Origin of the sequence: Endozoicomonas sp. ALD068, assembly GCF_049310145.1 — a bacterium.
Taxonomy (GTDB): Bacteria; Pseudomonadota; Gammaproteobacteria; order Pseudomonadales; family Endozoicomonadaceae; genus Endozoicomonas_A.
The window spans coordinates 585797-608104 of sequence record NZ_JBLYNU010000004.1; the positions used below are offsets into that span (position 1 = coordinate 585797).

A 22308-nucleotide genomic window follows, 5' to 3' on the forward strand; every position below is an offset into this window, starting at 1 on the left:
TGCAGTGGAAAGCTTTATTGAGAGGCATTTCTCGTATCATGACCGTGAACGTTTTGATCATCGCTCTTTTGCGATTCGTAAAGGGCTCCAAGAGTGTAGAAGTAAGGAATACTTTCTGCGTGGGAGAATGACCATTTGGGCAGTTTTTCCCTGAAGTATTTCTCCCAGCCATTCTCAAACAGCTTTATGGTGCGATCACGGCGTTCACGGAACTGCAGATAATTTTCGTGTCGAGTCCAGCCATACAGGGTGTTGTTTGCTTTAACACGACTAGCGTATTCTTCATCGGTTTCACTGAAGCCCTGAGGCGAAGCAATGGCGGTACGTTGCAAATACTCATCGTCCGTTTCCCCCACGCCTGTCCAGCGATTAATCTTGTCAAGACTCCGGCCCAGAGGTCCACCCAGCCACTGAGTGAGCATCTTGTTGTCGTTCATAAAAAAGTCGAAAGTGAGACTTGACGCCAGTGCGAATCCGAAGGTTTGAGCATAGGTGAACCCGGATATAAGGCCGTGGGCGTATGCTCCAACAGTAGCTACCGGCCCCAGTACAAGCCCGGCGGTGGCAGAAGCCAGAGTTTTCACTTTTTGTGGCGTCGCTCTGTGCAGCAGCGGTACTTGAATCCCTTGTCCGGACCCCATGGACTTCACCAATTCGGGCACCAGACGAACAATGCTGCGATACTTATGTGGGTTGGCATTGTGCTGTCTGGCAAACAGCGCAGAGCCGGTTTTCAACAGAATGACAGAGGACGCAGCTTTACCCAATGGCATGGCCAGTCCGCCCACTTCAGAGATTTGTTCAATGCCACTGTGGTAGGCATATTGCCCGGTTCGCTCAAGATCAACACGGTAGCGTTCCAGCCAGTGCTGAAAAGGTGTGAGCATTCTGTGCAGATAATCCCCCCTGTTGGTCAGGTCCAGCAGATAGAGGTACGACATATTCGAGAGGGACTGAGCGGTGGCCTGCGAGACGGTGTGAGTCGCCAGTAGCGGTTTGTAGCTGGAGAAGTACCAGGTGACCGCCTGTACCAGGAAGGCTGAAGGTTTGACCCAGTATTCCTTCAGCTGCCACTCAACTGCTGCAGCATGAGCCTGCATCAGGGTGTCATGGACAACCTTGATCAGTTCTGATTCAGACAGACCGACAGCACTGGCATAGGGTGTCAGGGTGTCCTGAATATTAGTCAGGAAGGCTGCTGTCCTGCGGCCGTTTTCAAAGGCAATATCGTCAAGCACGTAGTTGGCGATGACTGCGGCTGCATACTCCTTCATGCCGACGACCGACTCTTTCATACCCGCCGGGCCTGTTGCCGTTACGGTCACAGGAGCAAAGACACTGTACATGAATGCCTCGGCACTCTCATCGGACAGCATCTGGACAACCTTCCTGAACTCAGGCACCCTGACCCCGTGTTTATAACCAAGGAAGTGCTCAAATTCAGCCACTGTCTCATAACCGTCGACACCTCTGACAGCCTTCATGTAGTTTTCAAGTTCAACTTTGCTGATCAGGCCATCACGGAGCAAAGCCATGATTTTGTTAGCACTGGCAGAATGGCTCGCGAAGTATTCCGGTAAGCTTTTCAGGTGCCACGGCTGATGCTCGGAAATGCCTGCCGTCCCGGTCACTGAAGCAAAGATATTCTTGATGAACGCCTCAGCATCCTCATTGGTCAGCATCCGGACAACATGCCTGAATTCAAACAGCCCTACGCCCAGTTTATAACCAAGGAAGTACTCAAATTTATCCGATATCTGATAACCTTTGACACCTCTGACGGCCTTTATGTAGTTTTCAAGTTCAACATTTTTGATCAGGCCTTCACGCAGCATAGCTCTGATCTTTTTAGCACCGGCAAAACCGGTAGCGCAGAATTTCGAGAAGCTTTTCTGGTTCTCGGATACATGCTCGACAAAGAGAACGCCCGCTGAGCTTATGCTATGAATTTCGTCGTCGTATTGCTGAGATGCGGTTTTTATCTCATTCCTGGCCCTTTGCACCAGAATCTGAACTTTTTCAATGGCTTTCCGAAATTGATACTCCGCAAGCTTGAAGGGACGTTTCCGGAAGATCGTCTCCAGGCTCTTGAAAACTTCCACAATATGACTGGCCTGCTTAAACGTCAGTTGGTCTCCGGCCAATGCCTGCAAGCGAATCGGTGCAAATTCATCGTTAAAATCGAAAGTCTTGAGGCAGGGTATTGTGTTACCGCTTTCTACTGCTGATTCTGCCAGACCCATCGCTGCTTCCAGGGCTTGTTTTTTAAGGAAGTGCTGATCAGTGAATGTGTGTATAGCTTTCAGAACTTTTGCCTGTTTCGGTGTGTACTGGAAGGGTTCGCCAGAATTTTTGACGGCTTCTTCGGCAGCCTTCAGGACTTTTTCCATTCTCTCAACCTCTGCTCTGGAGGCTGCAATTTTTGCTATCCAGTCTGCATTTTCAGCTGCCTCTCGGGCTTCTTGCTGAAGCAGTTGCCCGATTTTTCCGCCAGTGCCATCATTACCGCCCAGTTGTAACTGTTTGTCTCTCAGGGCATTAATCCGTTGCTCTCTGCTGTCAGAAGTGCCTGGTTTAAGACCGAGGGATATTTCAGTGGGTTCAAGAAGCGCGTCATGATCCTCCAGGTCTTGTTTTGCATTTGATACCGTTTCACTTTTATCATTCAGGTCTGAATTCAGCGGATCCATGTCGATCTTGTTTGAGGTTGCAGACTTCTCATTGACGTCTCCTGATTCGAACAGCTCCTGTTCTTTACGAGCCAGAGTCTCTCGTGCAATAACCTCTGCAGTCATCGCATTGGCTAAATCCGTAGCTTTCTTGTCGTGCTCAAGCAGGAATTCCGTGACCTGACTGTACTTTTCACGGGTAAAAGGCAGCCCACCCCACGCTCTATCGTCTTCAACCGTTGCGTCCCGACCAGGCACTGGATAGGTTTGAATAGAAAAAGTTGCTTCCACCGAATCGGGGTAGCATTGTATCCAGACATTCAGATTTGTTTTGGCTTCCAGTTCCTTAATGATTTCAGCTCGTGCTTCTACACTGTATTCCAGCAGGTTATTTACGATGTCCCTTTTTCGCTCCTGATCGGTTTGCTTGTCACCTGCAGACAGACCCAGGCCGATCTGAAATTGTTTCAATGCCAGATTGAGGGGCGTTTCTTCATCCGGGATATACCGGAGATCAGAAAGGCTACCCACTTTTTTTTGAAAAATAGCTTCGTGCTCAGTTTCAGCTTCTTCTAATGCTCGCCTGGCTGTGGCTACCTCACGATCAAGAACGTATCGGGGTTTAGGTTCCAGGCGAGCCATTTGCCTGTCAAGCTCATTCTCAATGGCTGCAATACGCTCATTAAGGTCAGGCAGACCTGCTCTGAAAAGTTCATCATCCAGCTGTTCAAGTTTTGCCTTAATCAGACTGTTCTGTTCGTCTGTGCCGACATGATCCTCATAGTCCTTCATATTGAGTTGACCTGCAATCTGATGGTTTAAGGTTCTTTTGACGGCTTCATCGCTATATTTTGCGACTACTTTTATCCGTAATTCCTGAATTTTGTTTCTCAGAACCTTCTTCTGGTGAGACAGGTCGGCATCGTCTTCAAACCCTACCTGCAGATCACTGGCCAGTTTAGTTATGAAAGTTTTGCCTCTTTCTTTAGCAGCAGGGTTTTTATAAAGGTCGATATTTAGCTTCTGCTCCAGAGCAATAAGATACTCTTCCTGTCGTATTCTGGCGCGCTGATCCGATTGTTCGATTTTAAAGGTAATACCGTGACGAATACCTGAGAGCACCTGATCCGTCTCCAGCAGACCTCTCTCCAGATCTTCTTTCAGATCTCGCACCACGTCTGGTCTTTCACCTTCCCATAACAGGATCTTGTCCATCTGATCCAGCACGTGATTCGAGATATCACCGCCATCAAATCTGGCACGAACCCTATTCAGTCTTGCTGCTTTGTTATCACCTTGATTGATTTCGATGTTGAGTAATCGTTCCAGGGATTGCAGTATGGCCAGGGCTTCTTCCTCTGACTGCTCTCCGATTGCTCCGATGTGTGCCCGCATTTTTTCAGAAATGGCCTGACGATGGAAATACACATCTTCCTCTTCGGGGAGGGGGTCTTCCTCCAGAGCGCTTTCCACGGCAAGAAGTGTCTCGAATACTTCAGGCAAGACTTTGGGGTGGCCTGGTGTTCTGATGTCTTTCAGTTCATTTTCCAGCTTTGAAAGATCGAAGAGTTTGTTATGCAGCATTGATTCCAGGTTGGTTGGGTCTTCCAGATCTATACCAAGAGTCTCAGCCAGAACGGCTTTTGTCGCCTTGATGAAAGCCTGCTGTATATCGAGTTGATCACCCATTGTCTTAATTTGTTGACGTTGAACTGCCTGTTGAGCGTGCATTGCCATAAGTTTTTCAAGCAGGCATTTTTCCTGATCGTCGACAGCTGCATTGATATCAAAATCCGGAATGTTCAAATGTAAGGCCATGTTTGCATAACGGGCTTTGATGTGTGCTGTTTTTTTGGCCTCTGAGCTGGTGCTTTGTTGCGATTCTTCCAGAGCTTGTTTTTGAAACTCTGTTGTTGCGGCGACCAATCCGTAAATTTCATTAATTCTTTTGCTGATGAGTCTGGCTTGCTCTTCCAGAGGCTGGGTATCATCCCAGTTATCAATACCAAGCTCTGTTGCCGTTTGCGTGTTGCGAGCTTTTGTGGCATCTGTTCTGGCATCATGAACTTGTTTTTTTAGCAATGGAATTTGATCGACATCCCGTTGCAGCGTCTCTATCTGGGTTACCAGAGCATTTATCTTGCCATGAACCTCCGCAAGCTGATCCTCAACATACTGATTTAGTTCCTCCATTCTCAATTCACTTTGTTTTACCAGCACGGCCTCTATTGTCCTGAGCTTCTCCAGCTCGCTTTCCATCTCCAGCAGCTGCCCGATAAAGTCGCCAATGACTTTGGGTTCAAAGCCTTCGTCATGGCCAGAAGAGTCACTAAAAGGTTCATTGTTGGGAGCACCATAATGACTGTTGGGAAAGAGTGAAGTTTCATGAATATCCTGAACAAAGTGCTGGTTAGTCAGAAGATTTCTAAGTACAGGTCTGAAGCCGAAGTGTCTTAACAGTTGAATATGCACCCAGGTTGGCGAGATGTACGCCGAAGTGAATTCAACGTGTTTGAATTTGAATTCAACTTCCTCTGATCCATATGAAGTAGCACTGGCCAGTGCATGCAGAAGATTTTCATAGTATTCAAGCTCGACCACACTATCATCGTACTCTTCACCGAAGTTGAGTCCGGTATCGTGTTTTGCAGCTAAATCCTCCAGTATTGTCATCTGAATGTTTCGAATGATGTGCCGGTAGCTTTTGACCTTGTCTTTTTTAACCCGTGCAGTTGTCTTATGATCATCACCGCCTCCTCCCCAAAAGACCATATAGAGGCGTTCCACAAGAGCCATATCGCTGGGGTTCTGTTTCTGACCACGGAAAACAACAACATCCCCCGGAGTGTCAGTCACTTCCAGTTTTGGATAACCATCAGGGACAGGATAAACCTGTGTCTCATCCTCGACGTGTACAACATAGCCGATGGGTTTATGGTCTGACAGCAGATCTTCCAGGTTTCTCTGTTGTATATCTTTCCCGAGAACATGCACCCGGGTATAGGCAGTGGTGGCCGCTACCAAAAGCGGCTCTTCATCAACAAAAAGTGACTGACCCAGACGCTGCAGCTCAGGAGGCCGGTCGCCTGCGGCGATAAGGCGCATGAAGGTGCGCCCGTCCACCTCAATCTTGTCTACTTCAAGGGTGGCAAGGGCAACATAGTTATCGGCTTCGCCTGGGTTTCCTGCTCTTTCATGCGCACCTCTCAGCACTCCCACCAGATGACCGGGGCTGGCCATTCCGGTAAAGGGTTCCAATGCCCAGGCGACCCCTGATTGACTGCGAACAGCCTGAATTGAATCCTGACGGGTCATACTGTCTCTGACTTCGATGAGCAGTTTCTCTTCTGCAAGGTTATGGGTAAACCTGAAGACCCCCTTATTACCCACCTTGAGGATTTTGGTGTACTTCCGGGCAACGTCATTCTCGTCTGTCTCAAACTGATCAACAATGGCAACGCCACCCTCGATGCCGGAAAGAACGTCTGTGAAGCCTTCAGAAGGAATGTCATAGCCCGCTCTGATTTCAGTCTGATCAGGGAAGGTGGTGGTAAAGGATTTGGCTATTGGCTGCGAGTCATCATCCAACGTTGGCTTAACAATGACCTCGCTACGGATAAACTCCACCTGTTCACTGCCCGAAATATCAACAGATTTTGTCTGCAGCCTGCGGTTGGCCAGTGCGTCTGTAGCAATGATGGAAGAGCTGATGGCAAGGGCCACGGCAAGGCTTAATGCATTGGGGCGGATATTTCTCATTCTGTTACCTCGAAGCTAAGTATTTTTATTACTGTAAAAAGTGATTGCTACGGCAAACGAAATGACAACTCCCAATCGCTTATGGCTGTCAATCACTTATTCGAGTGGCTTCAAGGCTCTTTTACGTTAACGGAGAAATGTCTGTGGGCTCAGAAGGTAAGCTTACACATGTCTCCATAACCGGTGTTTTGTCACTGCTGTGACAATGCTGGTGGTTGTTTGTTGTCTGATTTATTCACCGGCGCTTTCTTATTATTGCCCTGTTGCTACTCGTAGAAGGCTCCAAGAGTGTAGAAGTAAGGAATGCTTTCTGCATGGGAGAATGACCATTTGGGCAAATTTTCCCTGAAGTATTTCTCCCAGCCATCCTCATACAGTTTCATGGTGCGATCCCGGCGTTCGCGGAACTGCAGGTAATTTTCGTGTCGAGTCCAGCCATACAGAGTGTTGTTTGCTTTAACACCGTTTGCATAGTCTGTATCGGTTTCATCGAAGCTTTGAGGCCTGGCAATAGTCGTACGTTTCACATATTCATCTGTCGTTTCCCCCACGCCTGTCCAGCGATTAATCCTGTCAAGACTGCGGCCCAGTGGCCCACCCAGCCATTGAGTGAGCATCTTGTTGTCGTTCATAAAGAAGTCGAAAGTCAGGCTCGACGCCAGCGCGAATCCGAAGGTTTGGGCATAGGTGAATCCTGATAAAAGGCCATGGGCGTATGTTCCGATCGTGGCTACCGGACCCAATACGAGACCGGCTGTGGCCGAAGCCAGGGTTTTCACTTTTTGTGGTGTCACCCTTTGCAGCAGCGGTATCTGAACTCCCTGACCGGAACCCATGGATTTGACTATTTCCGGCACCAGACGGGAAATGCTTCGATACATCTGCGGGTTGGCGTTGTACTGTAGGGCAAACAGCATAGAGCCGGTTTTCAGCAGAATGACGGAGGAAGCGGCTTTACCCAATGGCATGGCCAGCCCGCCCAGTTCAGAGATTTGTTCAATGCCACGGTGATAGGCATATTGACCGGTTCGGTCAAGATCAACACCATAAGTTTCCAGCCAATGCTGGAAAGGTGTCAGCATCCGGTGCAGGAAATCAGCTCTGATGGTCAGATCCAGAAGATAGAGGAATGCTATGTTTGAGAGAGATAGCCCGGCGGCCTGCCGGGAGGTGTGGGTCGCCAGCAGGGGTTTGTAGCTGGAGTAGTACCAGGTCACAGCCTGCAACAGGAAGGCTGAGGGTTTGATCCAGTAATCCAGTAGCTGTCGTGCAACCGTTGCGGCACGGGCCTGCATTAATGTGCCATGGATAATCTTGATGAAGTCTGATTCAGATAGTCCGGCAACATTGGCATAAGGTGTCAGGGTATCCTGAATATTGGTCAGGAATGTTGCCGTCCTGTGGCCATTGTCAAAAGCAATATCATCAAGAACGTAGTTGGCGATCACTGCAGCTGCGAACTCTTTCATGCCGGTAACAGACTCTTTCATACCTGCCGGGCGCGGGGCAGTATCACCCCCGCCCGGCTCTGCCTGCCTGTTTCTCGGGGCATTAATCCGTTGTTTATTGGTTTCAGAAGCGTCTGATTTTAGTCCCACAGACTCTTCAGTCGCTGCTTTTTCAGCGTCTGTAACGGTTGTCTGAAGGTGTCGCTTGACCAGAGCTTCCTGCTGTTCGAGGTGTTTCAGAATGGCCTGTTGACGAGCCTCCGGGGCATCTTCTTCGTCAGAGATCAGGCCGAGCTCAGTTTCCATGTTGTCCAGTCTCTGCGGAGTCTCCTCGTCGTCCAGTTCTGTCTTATACCTTATATGCTGTTGAACAGACTGAAGGCGGGCAACAAGATTATTTTCATTGTCTGGAGCAATACCGAACAGGTCCTCAAGGCCTTCCAGTTTTGTAGTGATAATTCCATAGTCAGGTTGTTCTGTTGCAGCAAGGGTTGTGGCCGTTGCCCGCTTGATTTCCTGAATTTTCTTGCTGATGATTCTGACTTGTTCTCTGGGCAGAAGGTTAGCCCAGTTCTCAATACCAAGCTCTTCTGCCGTTACGCGAAGTAATTTTCTGTTCAGATTCTTGAATTTGGTCTTTTTTGCCCGTTGCTGCTCCAGGTTGTTGTGTAACTCAAGCAGCTGTCTGGCCATGTCAATCATGACTTTGGAAGTAAACTCCTGGTCTTTTCCGGAATCGATCTGCGCTTCATTGATATCGCCGATGATGGGTATCGCCTTGCGAATAATCTGAAAAAAGTGCGGGTTTTTAAGAAGATTTCTAAGTACGGGTTTGAAGTCAAACTGTTTTGCGAGTTGATTACACATCTGGGTTGGCGTGATGACTAATGAAGCGATTCTGATGTGCTCCAGTGTGAACTCAAATTCTTCTGTTCCATATGTTTTATCTGGAGTAGCCAGTGCCAATGCCTGCTGGAGAGATTCATAGAATGCAAGTGAACGCGCCGCCAGTTTATCTTCGCGGGAAAGGATCGTCGGTTGAACTTTGTTAACGCCAGCATTGCGCCGCGCAACAAACTTCTCCAGCAGTGCCATCTGCCTGTTTCGAATGACGAACTCGTAACTTCTGATCTTATATCTTCTAAGCATTGTGATTACTGCAGGGGCGGGGTTATTACCTCCGGACTGTACCCAGAGTTTATAGAGGTTTTCTACAAAAGCGACATCATGGGGATTCAACATCTGACCATGAAAAACAATACCCTCCCCCAGAGCTTCTGTTATCTCCAACTTTGGATAACCCGCAGGCACAGGATAAACCTGTGTGTTATCCTCGAAGTGCTCAACATAGCCGACGGGTTTGTTGTTTGCCAATAGTTCGTTCAGAGCCTGCTGTTGTATATCCTCTCCCAGGATATGAACCTGGATGTAGGCAGAGGCGGCAGCTGCCAGAAGAGCCTCATCATTGACAAAGAGTGATTGACCCAGACGATGCCGCTCAGGGGGCTGGTCGCCCGAAGCGATAAGGCGCATGAAGGTGCGTCCATCCACTGCAACTTTTTCGACTTCGATGGTAGCAAGGGCAAGATAGTGATCACTTGAGCCGAGGATTCCTGTCCTGGTACTGGCAGCTTCCAACAGATCAGCCAGTTGCATGGGGGTGGCGATTTTCGTTAAGGGTTCAAATGGTGGCCTGATATCTAAATGTTCACGAACAAACGCAACTGAATCCTGCTCGGTCATTCCGCCTCTGACTTCAATGACCAGTTCCTCTTCTGCAAGGTTATGGGTGAACCTGAAGATTCCCTCACCATCTACCTTAAGGACTTTGGTATATTTCTGAGCAACGTCATTCTCGCCTGTTTCAAACTGATCAACACTGGCAACGCCCTCATTACCGATACCATAAAGAGCTTCTGTAAAACTTATACCTATAGTGGGACGAGAATAGTCGTCATTTTCTGAAGGCGCGTAGGGATAGGTGGTGGTAAAAGATTTGAGTACTGGTTGCTGGTCATCACCTAAAGTTGGCTGAACCATGACCTCACTGCGGGTATCCTCAGAACCTCCATTGTCCAGAAGCCAGGCATATTTTGTCTGCAGTTTGCGAGCGGCCAGTGCCTCTGTATTAATGATGCAAGAGCTGATTGCAACGGTCACTGCAAGGCTTAATACATTGTGACGGGTATTGCTCATCGATTTTCCTACTTGTCCCACTTCTCATCAGTTTCAAGCTGATCGCCTGAGGCGGCAGTTCGAAAGCTTGATTGATGGGCATTTCACTTCTCAGGAACAGGCACTTTTTTATTATTGTCCTGTTGCCACTTGTAGAAGGCTCCAAAAGTGTAGAAGTAAGGAATGCTTTGTGCATTGGAGAAGGACCATTTAGGCATATTTTCCCTGAAGTATTTCTCCCAGCCATTCTCAAACAGTTTCATGGTGCGATCCCGGCGTTCGCGAAAATGCAGGTAATTTTCGTGCCGCGTCCAGCCATACAGGGTGTTATTTGTTGTAACAAGGTTTGCGTAGGCTTCATCGGTTTCATCGAAGCGTTGGGGCCTGGCAATAGTCGTACGTTTCACATATTCATCTGTCGTTTCCCCCACGCCTATCCAGCGATTAATCCTGTCAAGACTGCGGCCCAGTGGCCCACCCAGCCATTGAGTGAGCATCTTGTTGTCGTTCATAAAGAAGTCGAAAGTCAGGCTCGACGCCAGCGCGAATCCGAAGGTTTGGGCATAGGTGAATCCTGATAAAAGACCATGGGCGTATGTTCCGGCAGTGGCTACCGGACCCAATACGAGACCGGCTGTGGCAGAGGCCAGGGTTTTCACTTTTTGTGGTGTCAGCCTGTGCAGCAGCGGTATCTGAACTCCCTGTCCGGAACTCATGGATTGCACTATTTCCGGCACCAGACGGGAAATACTGCGATACATCTGCGGGTTGGCGTTGTACTGTCTGGCAAACAGCATAGAGCCGGTTTTCAGCAGGATGACGGAGGAGGCGGCTTTACCCAACGGCATGGCCAGCCCGCCCACTTCAGAGATTTGTTCAATGCCGCTGTGATAGGCATATTGGCCAGTTCGGTCAGGATCAACACCGTAGCCTTCCAGCCAGTGCTGGAAAGGTGTCAGCATCCGGTGCAGGTAATCACCCCTGTTGGTCAGATCGAGAAGATAGAGGAACGACATGTTCGAGAGGGACAGCGCGGTGGCCTGCCCGGCGGTATGGGCCGCCAGCAGGGGTTTGTAGCTGCAGAAGTACCAGGTGACAGCCTGTACCAGAAAGGCTGAAGGCTTGACCCAGTAATCCAGTAGCTGTCGTTCAACCGCTGCGGCATGGGCCTGTATTAATGTGCCATGTACAGTTTCGATCAGGGCTGACTCAGATATTCCGGCAGCATGGGCATAAGGTGTCAGGGTATCCTGAACATTGGCCAGGAGGGCTGCCGTCCTGCGGCCATTGTCAAAGGCAATATCGTCAAGAACGTAGTTGGCGATGACTGCAGCTGCGTACTCTTTCATGCCGGTAACAGACTCTTTCATACCTGCCGGGCCTGAGGCGGTAGAGGGCACAGGAGTAAAGGCACTTTGCATGAATTCATCAGCACCCTGATCGGACAGCATCTGGACAACCTTCCTGAACTCAGGCACCCTGACGCCGTGTTGGTAGCCAAGGAAGTGTTCAAACTCAGCCACTGTCTGATAACCGTCGACATTTCTGACGGCTTTTATATAGTTCTCAAGTTCAACCTTGCTGATCAGACCTTCACGCAGCAGACTTATGATCTTGTTACCGCTGGCAGAATGGGTAGCGAAGTATTCCGGGAAGCTTTTCAGGTACCCTGATTGATGCTTAATGAAGTGAACGGCTGCTTTGCCCATGCTGCGAATTTCGTGGTCGTATTCCAGAGCCCCCTTTTTCATCTCGTACCTGGCCCTGCGAACAAGCCTGTCCATTTCTATCAGGTCATTCCCGGGCCGATCTCCAACAGGCTGGAAGGAGGATTCCGGGAAGGTCTTCTTCAGGCTCTTGAAAACTTCCACAATCCCACCGGCCTGTTTAAACGTCAGTTTGTCTCCGACCAGTGCCTGCAAGTAAATCGGTGCAAATTCATCGTCAAAATCGAAAGTCGAAAGGTGTGGTATTTTCTTACCGCTTTCCAGTGCTAACTGTGCCAGACCCATTGTCGTTTCCAGAGCTTGCTTTTTGAGAGAGTGCTGCTCTGCGAAAGCGTTTATAGCGGTCCGAACTTTTACCTGTCCCGGCGAATACTGGAAGGGACCTCCGTCATTTTCGACGGCCTGTTCTGCAGTCTCAAGGACCTCCTTCAATCGCTCAATGTCTGCGTTTCTGATTTCAATTTCATCTTCCAGATAGGCCTGTTCCTGAACCGGATGCCGGACCTTGCCGACAGTACCCTCATTCCTGCCCGTGACTTGAGAGGACTTTTCCCCGGTTAAAAGGAGTTCACCCCCGACTTCATGGGATTCGCTCCAACCATGGGCATTTGCGTAGTCTTGATTGCTACGAAGCCTATTCAGTCTGCCATGAAAAACTTCCAGCTCACTTTCAGCTTCTGCTAATAACCACCTGGCTCTGGCTGCATCACGGTCAAGCAGGTATCGTGGTTTAGTTCCCAGGCGAGCGAGTTGCCTGTCAAGCTCATTATCAATGGCTGCGATACGCGCATTAACGTCAGGCTGATCCGCTTTGAAAACTTCTTCATCCAGCTGTTGGAGTTTTGCTGTGAAACTTTTGCCTCTCTCTTTAGCAGCAGGGTTTTCATGGGGGTGGATATTTAGCTTGTTCTCCAGAACGATAAGGTGACTTTCCTGTTGTTTTCTGGCTCGCTGATCCGATGCTTCGACGATATGATTAAGACGATCACGAATCGTCGTGCGTTTGATATTCACCTCCAAAGGGTTTCCCTCCAGATCTTCCCAGTCTGGCCTGTTATCCCACCAGAGCACCTTGCGCATCTCGTCCAGCTCGTAATTGGAGATATCATCGGCATCAAGCCTTGTTAGAATCCTTTCCAGTCTTACTGTTTTGTAATCAGCTTCATTAATTTTGATGTTGAGTAATCTTTCCACATGGTCCAGTCTGACCCGGACCTCTTCCTCCGACTGCCGTCTGGCCTCTCTGATGTAAAACCGAATATGTTCAGAAATATACTGACGAAGGACATACACACTGTCCATTTGGTTGAAGTAAATGTGCCCCTGGAGGGCCCTTAATGTGTCACGAAATGTCGCCAATACCTCAGGCATGAGTTTGGGATGGCCTGGTGTTTTGATGTCTTCCAGTTCAATTTTCAGCCTTGAAAGCTCAAAGAACCTGTCATTTACCTTTGATTCCAGACTGGTGCGGTCTTGCAGACGGGTGTCTTCGGACGGATCAATACCGAGAACCACTGGCAGAGTGTCTTTTCTGGCTTTGGTGTAAGAATCCTCCCTATTGAGCTTATGACTCATTGCCTTAAGTTGCTGACGCAGACTGTCTTGTTGAGCGTTGATTGCCTCAAGATTTTGAATCAGTTGTTCTTGGAGAACGTCAGGATCTGCATTGCTATCAAAATCCTGAATGTTTAAATATGCGGCAATGTTTGAATAGCGGATTTGCTTTTCTGCGTCTCTTTCAGCATTTGTTCTGGTGTTCTGTTGTTGAATAAGTTGTTGAGCGATCAGGGCCTGGCGTTGATTAAGCTGTTGCTGAATGGTCTGGTGACGGTCTTCCAGATCCTTGCCATTGTCCTGGGGCAGACCGAGCTGACTTTCAATGCTGGTCAGTACACTCTGGATTACCACATTGTTCAGTTCTGCCTTTTGTTGCAGCTGCTGTTGCATGGACTGATAGTAAGCATACAGATCGTTTTCATTGTTCAGTGTAATACCGAGCATGCTTTCCATGGGCGCCAGTCTGGCTTTTACCGCTTCTTCCCATGGCTGCACTGCTGCGGCATCTGTTGCGCCATCTGTTGCAGCAACCGATCTCTTGATTTCAAGAATTTTCTCTCTGATGGCGCTGGCTTGTTTATCCAGGGGCTGGGTATCGTCCCAGTTATCAATACCAAGCTCTGCTGCCACTTGAGTGTTGATATCTGCTCTTTTTTCTGCTTCGGCATCACGAACGTTTTTGTTCATCGTTGTAATCAGATTGATCATCTGCTGCAGTTTCTGTAAGTGGTTTTTCTGTGCTTTCAGGTTTTGTTGATATTGACGCCGAGGTTGTTGTTGACTGACCCGAGGCAATTCCAATCGCAGAAAAAGTTCCTCCAGAATGATCTTTTGACGGGCTTCGGGGTCATCATTGCTATTCGTAACCAAACCGAGTTGACCTTCAACGAAAGCCAGTTGATTCAGGAATACCTCACTGGACTGATCTGCCTGTTGCTGCAGATGATCCAGAATGGACTGAGAGCGGCCACCCAGATTGTTTTCATTGTCCGGAACAATGCCGAGCTGGCCTTCAATTGCTGCCAGTGTTGCTTTCAAATCCTGTTCCCAAGGCTGACCTGATGCAATATAATAGGTTGATTGGCCGGTTTCATGAATTTTTTTTTCCAGAAGTCCGGCTTGTTCTTCTGGTGCCAGAGTATCATCCCAGCCATCAATACCAAGCTTTGCTGCCGCATGGGCGCTGCGAACTTTTGCGACTTCTGCCAGGGCATCTCTGACCTGTTTTTGCAGTTCAGGGATTCGTTTGAGCTCCTGCCGAAGCTGATCTATCATGTTTTTCGTCGTCAGGAAATCTTGACGAAGCCGTTCAGACTCATGCTCAAGTGTCTGTTCGGTTCGCTTCAGTTTCTGTTTTTCCTCATCGCTGGCAATGATCATTGCCGTCAGCCTGTCTTCTAATTTTTTGGCCCTCAGGATGAGTTCGGTCTTACTTGCCTTCAGCTCTTCCTGCGTACTTACTATCTCAAGCATCTGTTCGCTAATGTCGGCCAGGACTTTAGAGGAAAAGGAAGAAAACCTTGTTTCTTCGGCATCAGCAAAGAGATTCATCATTCTGTTGGCGAAGGATATAAAGTTGTGCAAATTCTGAAAAAAATTATAGTTAGTCAGAAGATTTTTAAGTACGGGTTTGAAGCTGAAGTTTTTTATGAGTTGCAACTGCATCCAGATTGGCGTGATGAGCGATGTAGTGATTCTGATGTATCCTGTTGTGAACTCAAATTCATCGGTTCCATCCGGAGTAGCAGCGGTTAAAGCCTGCTGAAAGGCTTCATAGTAGGCAAGCTTAGCCAGTTTATCTTCGTTAAGTTTGACATCGTGCTGTGCAGCCAAATCAGCAGCAAACTCTTCCAACAGGGCCATTTGACTGCTTCTGATGACGTGCCTGTAGCTTCTGATGCTGGCTTTTTTAACCTCGGCAGTGAGCTCCAGAAACTGATGCTGTTCCCAGGGGATATGCTGGCTTTCCACAAAAGCGATATTGGTTGGATTCTGTTTCTGACCACGGAAAACAACTACCTCTTCCGAAGCCTGATCCACTTCCAGCTTTGGATAACCAGCAGGCGCAGGATAAGCCTGTGTGTGATCCTCGACGTGTACAACATAGCCGACGGGTTTATGGTACGACAAGAGTTTGTCGAGCGCTTCCTGTTGTATATCTTCCCCCAGAACATGAACCTGGGCGTAAGCAGAGGTGGCGGCTGCCAGAAGCGCCTCATCGTTAATAAAGAGCGATTGACCCAGACGCTGCATTTCAGGGGGCTGATCGCCCGAAACGATATGACGCATAAAGCTGCGCCCGTTCACTGCAACTTTCTCTACTTCGATGGTTGCAAGGGCAACATAGTCATCAGCTTCGCCAAGACTTCCTGCTCTTTCGCTGGCACCTTTGAGCACTCCGGTCAGTTGTTCGCGATTGGCGATTTTTGTTAAGGGTTCTAATGGTTGAATGTCACCTGATTGAGCACGAACAGCCGCAATTGAATTCTGATCGGTCATTCCTTTTCTGACTTCAATGACCAGTTCCTCCTCTGCAAGGTTATGAGTGAACCTGAAGACACCCTCATCGCCGACCTTGAGAACTTTAGTGTACTTCTGAGCAACGTCATTGTCGTCGGTTTCAAACAGATCAACACTGGCAACGCCAGCCCCGATGCCAGAGAGAACGTCTGTGAAGCCTTCAGAAGGAACCTCATAACCTGCTCTGATTTCAGTTTGATCAGGGTAGCTAGTGGTAAAGGATTTCGGGATAGGCTGCTGATCATGACCTAAGGTTGGCTGAACCATGACTTCACTTTGGGTAAACTCCACCTGTTCATTGACCTGAATATCGACAGACTTTATTTGCAGCCTGCGATCGGCCAGCGTCTGTGTAGCAATGATGGAGGAGCTGATTGTAACGGCCATTGCAAGGCTTAATGCATCGGGGCGGGCATTTGTCATTCTGCTACCTCAAAGTCGAGTACTTTTATTACCGTTATTACCGTGAAAGGTGATTGCAACGACAGGCGAGGATGCAGCTTTTGGTTAAGTTAGTTTGCTGGGGCCGCAGGTAGAAAGTTTGCTTGAGGGGCATTTCTCTTATCATGACCGTGAACTTTCTGATCATCGCCCTTTTGCCATTCGTAGAAGGCTCCAAGAGTGTAGAAGTAAGGAATGCTTTCTGCATGGGAGAAGGACCATTTAGGCACATTTTCCCTGAAGTATTTCTCCCAGCCATTCTCAAACAGTTTCATGGTGCGATCGCGGCGTTCACGGAACTGCAGGTAATTTTCGTGTCGGGTCCAGCCATGCATCCTGTCACTTGCTTTAACGCGGTTTGCATAGGCTGCATCGGTTTCACTGAAGCCTTGAGGCGAAGCAATAGCCGTACGTTGCACATATGCATCCCGGGTTTCACCCACGGCTATCCAGCGATTAATCCTGTCAAGGCTTCGGCCCAGAGGTCCACCCAGCCATTGAGTGAGCATCTTGTTGTCGTTCATAAAGAAGTCAAAAGTGAGGCTCGACGCCAGGGCAAATCCGAACGTCTGAGCATAGGTAAACCCGGATATAAGGCTGTGGGCGTATACACCGGCAGTGGCAATAGGGCCCAGTACGAAACCGGCTGTAACAGAAGCCAGGGTTTTCACTTTTTGTGGTGTCACCCGGTTCAGCAGTGGTACCTGAATCCCTTGTCCGGAACCCATGGATTTCATTATTTCGGGCGCCAGACGGGAAATACTGCGATACCTGTGGGGATTGGCATAGTGCTGTCTGGCAAACAGCATAGAGCCGGTTTTCAACAGAATGCCTGAGGAAGCGGCTTTACCCAGTGGCATGGTCAGTCCGCCCACTTCGGAGATTCGTTCAATGCCACTGTGGTAGGCATATTGTCCGGTTCGGTCAAGATCAACACTATAGCGTTCCAGCCAGTGCTGGAAAGGTGTGAGCATTCTGTGCAGATAATCACCCCTGTTGGTCAGGTCCAGCAGATAGAGGAATGACATGTTTGAGAGGGACAGTCTGGCAGCCTGCGAGAGGGTGTGAGTCACCAGGAGAGGTTTGTAGCTGGAGTAGTACCAGGTCACAGCCTGTACCAGAAAGGCTGAAGGTTTGAACCAGTAATCACTTAACTGATGCTCAACCGCTGCGGTATGGGCCTGTATTAATGTGTTATGGATAGCCTTGATCAGGTCTGATTCGTGCAGGCCAGCAGCAGCGGCATAAGGCGTCAGGGTATCTTGAATATTGGCCAGAAACGCTGCTGTCCTGCGGCCATTTTCAAAGGCAATATCGTCAAGAACATAGTTGGCGATGATAGCAACTGCATACTCTTTCATGCCGGCAACAGACTCTTTCATACCTGCCGGGCCGGTGGCAGTCACGGTTACAGAATTAAAGGCACATTGTATGAATTCCTCAGCACCCTTGTCGGACAGTAACTGGACAACCTTCCTGAACTCAGGCACCTTGATACCCTGTTTGTAGCCAAGTAAGTGCTCAAATTCATCCACTGTATGGTAATCGTCGACCCCTCTGACGGCCTTTATGTAGTTCTCGAGTTCGTCCTTGCTGATCAGACCTTCACGAAGCAAAGCCGTGATTTTGTTACCACTGGCAGAACGGGCAGCGAAGTATTCCGGGAAGCTTTTCAGGCTACCCGGTTCATGTTCGATAAAGTGAATGGCTCTTTTGCCCATGCCATGAATTTCGTCGTCGTATTGTTGAGCCCCACTTCCCATCTCATTTCTGGCCCTGGACACAAGTCTGTAGACTTCTTCCAGGACATTCAGAGGCTGATCTTCTGAAGCCTTGAGAACGGGTTCCGGGAAGCTCGTCTTCAGCCTTGTGAAGATTTCCACAATCCGACTGGCCTGATTAAAAGTCAGGTTGTCTCCAACCATCGCCCGCAAATGAATGGGGGCCAATTCATCGTCAAAATCGAAAGTCGTAATCCAGTGCACTGTCTTACCGCTTTCTGATGCTAATTGTGCCAGACCCAGGGCAGCATCCAGTGCCTGTTGTTTGAGAGAGTGCTGTTCTGTGAAAGCATCCATAGTGGCCCGAACTTTTGCCTGTTCCGGCGTGTACTGGAATGGACCACCGTCATTTTCGACAGCTTCCCTTGCAGCCTTCAGGACTCGCTTTATTTTCTTAATGTCTGCTTCCCTGACATCCATCTCAGCTTCCAGACGGGCCTGTTGAATCAGTTGCCAGATCTTGCCGCCATTACCATCATCACCACCCAGTTTTAGCTGTTTTTTTCTCAGGGCATTAACCCGGTCTTTATAGCTGTCAGATGCCTCTGGTTTGAGACCTGCGGCTTCTTCAGCGGCGTCAAGAGCCGCTCTATGATAATCCCTCAGAGCGTTTTCTGCTTTTGAGACAGCCTGACTTTTCTGCTCAAGGACTAAATCCGGCAGATCGCTGCCTCCAACATTGATCATCTCTTGTCTTTTTCGGTCCAGATCCTCTTGTGCATTCGTCTGTTCAAGCCGGGCATTGGTGAATTCCATACTTCTCCTGTCGTGCTCATGCAGGAATTCCGTGATCTGAGTGTATTTTTTTCTGGTTACAGACAGTTCATCCTCAACTTCATTGGTTTTGTCCAGGGCATGGGTATCCGCATAGGCTGAAATGGCAATATAGTAATCATCTTCTTCCAGTAAACCGAGGTCACTTTTAATCCGAATGTTATGAGCTTTTACGACAGCATGCAGTTTATCAAAGATTTCTTTTCGTCTATTTGCACTGTCTCGTCGCAGAATGCGTTTAATGTCGTCTATTTGCTCTCGAATGGTTTGCTCGCTATCTGCAGGCAGGCCTAATTCAAGCTGAATTTCTTTTATTGCCTGAATGAGAAGCTTTGCGTCTTCATCCACGCTAGCAGTACCGACGTCAGGATGAGCCAGAATTACCATTTTTTTTCGGCAAAGAACGCTCAGTTTGCTGCGAACACCTGCCAGCATTCTTTCAGCTTCTTTTAATATCTTTCTGGCATAGGCAAGATTACGATCAAGGACGTATCGGGGTTCAGGGCCCAGACGAGCCATTAGCTTGTCAAGCTCAATTTCAATGGCTTCAATACGCTCATCAACGTCAGGCCAGCCTGCATTGAAAACTTCGTTATCCAGCTGTTGGAGTTTTGTTCCAATCAGATTGTTCTGGTCGTCTATAGTGGCGTCTTCTTCATAATCCTTAATATCGAGTTGATGAGCCATTTCATTGTTTATGGCTCTTTTGATACCTTCATCAAAAACATTGTGTAGCTTATCCATGGATGTCTGAATTTCGGTTCTTAGAACCTCCTTCTGATCTGACAGGTTATCATTCTCTTCAAATACTATATTCAGATCTTTGGCCAGTTTGGCAATGGAAGCCCGGCCTCTTTTTTTGGCGGCAACGTTTTCATGAGGACAGATACCCAGCTCGAACTCTATAGCGTCGAGCAGATTTATCTGATTTTCTTTGGCTTGTTCATCCAGGTACAAATCTTCAACATTATAGGCAAGACTCGCATGAAGCATCTTTAGTTTGAGACCCCTGTCGTCCAGAGTTGTCCTGGCTTCTTTCCAGAGGGTTTGATGTATCTGATCCAGAATGGATTCCGGTATATTATCGTCATCAATTGCTGCAAGAATCCAGGTAAGTCTTGCTGCCTGGTCATTCTCTTCATTGAACCTGATGTTGAGTATTTCTTCTATTGCTTCCAGCAGTTCCGGTTGTTCTATGGCTCGCTCACCCGGGCCCGATTTTCCAAATTTGTAGCGAAGATGTGCGACAAGCTTTATGAATTTGAGGTCCTTCTCGTCCATAGCTTCGCTTTGATAGGTCCAGAGGGTATTATCTATCTCATCCAGGATGTCATCGGAGAGGTCATCGCCGTCAAGTATTCTACGAACCTTGGTCAATCTTGTTATTTTGTCATCCTCTTCACTGATTTTGATGTTGAGTACTTCTGCTGTGGCTTTCAGAAGGTCCAGAGCAAATTCCTCTAACCGCTGTCTGGCGTTACTGATGAATCTATGCATGTCTTCAGAAATCCCATGGCGACGGATATAAACATCGTTGTTTTCATCAAGATCACTCATCTCAAGGGCTTTTTCCACGTCACTCAGTGTCTCAAGTACCTCCGGCATGGCTTTGGGGTGGCCTGGTGTTCTGATGTCATCCAGCTCTTTCTCCAGCTCTGCAAGTCTGAAGAGCCTGGAATGTAAGGTTGACTCCAGGGCGACGCGTTCTTCTGGTGTGTTATCTTCATTCAGTTCAATACCCAGAGCCGCTGTCAGAACAGATTTTGTGGCTCCGATGAAAGAATCCTCTGTTGCGATCCTGGCCTCTATTGTCTTCAGCTTTTCCAGCTTGCTTTCCATCTCAAGCAGCTCCCCGGCAAAATCGCCAATGAGCCTGGAGGCAAATCTATCGCCTTTGTCAAAAGAATCGCTGGACGGCTCATTATAAAAATAATCGCTATTGGCTTTGTTGAAAACGGGTATTACTTCGTGAGTATCCTGAACAAAATGCTGACTGGTCAGAAAATTTCTAAGCGCAGGTTTGAAGCCGAAGTGTTTAGCGAACTGAATATGCATCCAGGTTGGCATGATGTACAGCGAGGTGAATCCGACGTGTGGCATTGTTAATTCAAATTCATCTGCTCCAATTGAAGTAGCACTGGTCAGTGCCTGCTGAAGATATTCGAAGAATGCAAGCGTCCCCAGTTTCTCATCGTATCCTTCACCCGAGTCAAGTCCGGCATTGTACCGTTCAGCGAACTCCTCCAGCATTGCCATCTGCCTGCTTCGAATAACGTACTGGTAGCTTTTGGCCTTGTCTTTTTTAACCCGTACTGTTGTTTGAGGAGTGGGGGCATTGCAGTCATATTTATCCCAGATGTCATAGAGACCTTCCACAAAAGCGACATCGGTCGGGTTTTGTTTCTGACCTCGGAAAACAATAATCTTTCCCGGAGTCTCAGTCACTTCCAGTTTTGGATAACCAGCAGGCACTGGATAAACCTGTGTCTCATCCTCGACATGTACGACATAGCCTACGGGTTTCTGGTATGACAACAGAGCGTCCAGAGTATCCTGTTGTAAATCATTCCCCAGAACATGGACCTGGATATAAGCAGAGGTGGTAGCTGCTAAAAGCGCTTCATCATTGACAAAGAGCGATTGGCCCAGACGCTGCAGTTTGGGAGGCTGATTGCCTCCGGCGATAAGGCGCATGAAGGAACGCCCGCTCACATCAACTTCGCCTACTTCAATAGTGACGAGGTCAATATAGTTATCAGCTTCGCCAAGGTTTCCCGCTCTTTCATGTGCACCTCTGAGCACTCCGGCCAGTTGTTCGGGACTGGCGATTTTTGTCAGGGGTTCTAATTGCAGGTTGTCACCCAGTTGAGCACGAACCGCCGCAATTGAATCCTGATCGGTCATTCCTTTTCTGACTGCAATGACCAGTTTCTTTTCTGCAAGACTATGGGTGATCCTGAAGACTTCCTCATCAGAGACCTTCAGGACTTTGGTGTACTTCTGAGCAACGTTATTCTCACCTGTTGCAAACAGATCAACGCTGGAAACGCCACCATCAATACCGGGAAAAACGTCCGTGAAACCTTCAGAGGGAACGACATAGCCCGCTCTGGCCTGAGTCTGATCAGGGTAGGTGGTTGTGAAGGATTTGGGTATTGGCTGCCGGTTATGACCTAAAGTGGGTCCAACCATGACCTCACTCTGGGTAAACTCCACATGTCCATTGTCCGAAATATCGACAGATTTTGTCTGCAGTCTGCGACCAGCCACTGCGTCTGCAGCAATGATCGAAGAGCTGATTACAACGGCTACAGCAAGGCCTAACGCATTGAGGTGAGCATTTGTCATTCTACAACCATAGAGCTGAGTACTTTTATTAACGTGAAAAGTGATTGTCACACACACAGAGGAATCAGCTTTTAAGTACTTAATTAAGGTAGTCTGCTGAGGTTGCAGG

General features: G+C 48.4%; 4 protein-coding genes. All 4 read right to left on the reverse strand.

Annotated elements, in window-relative coordinates; translation table 11 throughout:
* Positions 1-14: 14 nt before the first annotated feature.
* The 4 genes from ACO6V5_RS01805 to ACO6V5_RS01820 all read right to left on the reverse strand — a co-directional run bounded on the left by ACO6V5_RS01805 (position 15) and on the right by ACO6V5_RS01820 (position 22199).
* Complete coding sequence (locus tag ACO6V5_RS01805; RefSeq protein WP_422409615.1) at positions 15-6428, reverse strand: hypothetical protein; 6414 nt, start codon at positions 6426-6428, stop codon at positions 15-17.
* Between the two features lie 266 nt (positions 6429-6694).
* Positions 6695-10072, reverse strand: coding sequence for a hypothetical protein (locus ACO6V5_RS01810; protein WP_422409614.1), 3378 nt, complete (start codon positions 10070-10072; stop codon positions 6695-6697).
* Between the two features lie 83 nt (positions 10073-10155).
* On the reverse strand, positions 10156-16278 hold the full coding sequence (locus tag ACO6V5_RS01815; protein ID WP_422409612.1) for a hypothetical protein: 6123 nt from the start codon (positions 16276-16278) through the stop codon (positions 10156-10158).
* A gap of 89 nt (positions 16279-16367) precedes the next feature.
* Positions 16368-22199, reverse strand: a complete 5832-nt coding sequence (locus tag ACO6V5_RS01820) for a hypothetical protein (RefSeq protein ID WP_422409610.1) — start codon at positions 22197-22199, stop codon at positions 16368-16370.
* Between the last annotated feature and the right edge of the window lie 109 nt (positions 22200-22308).

What these genes read in the sequence shown, in the direction of transcription:
- ACO6V5_RS01805 (WP_422409615.1), bottom strand. Translation starts at nt 6,428, where the DNA reads ATGAGAAATATCCGCCCCAATGCATTAAGCCTTGCCGTGGCCCTTGCC.
- ACO6V5_RS01810 (WP_422409614.1), bottom strand. Translation starts at nt 10,072, where the DNA reads ATGAGCAATACCCGTCACAATGTATTAAGCCTTGCAGTGACCGTTGCA.
- ACO6V5_RS01815 (WP_422409612.1), bottom strand. Translation starts at nt 16,278, where the DNA reads ATGACAAATGCCCGCCCCGATGCATTAAGCCTTGCAATGGCCGTTACA.
- ACO6V5_RS01820 (WP_422409610.1), bottom strand. Translation starts at nt 22,199, where the DNA reads ATGACAAATGCTCACCTCAATGCGTTAGGCCTTGCTGTAGCCGTTGTA.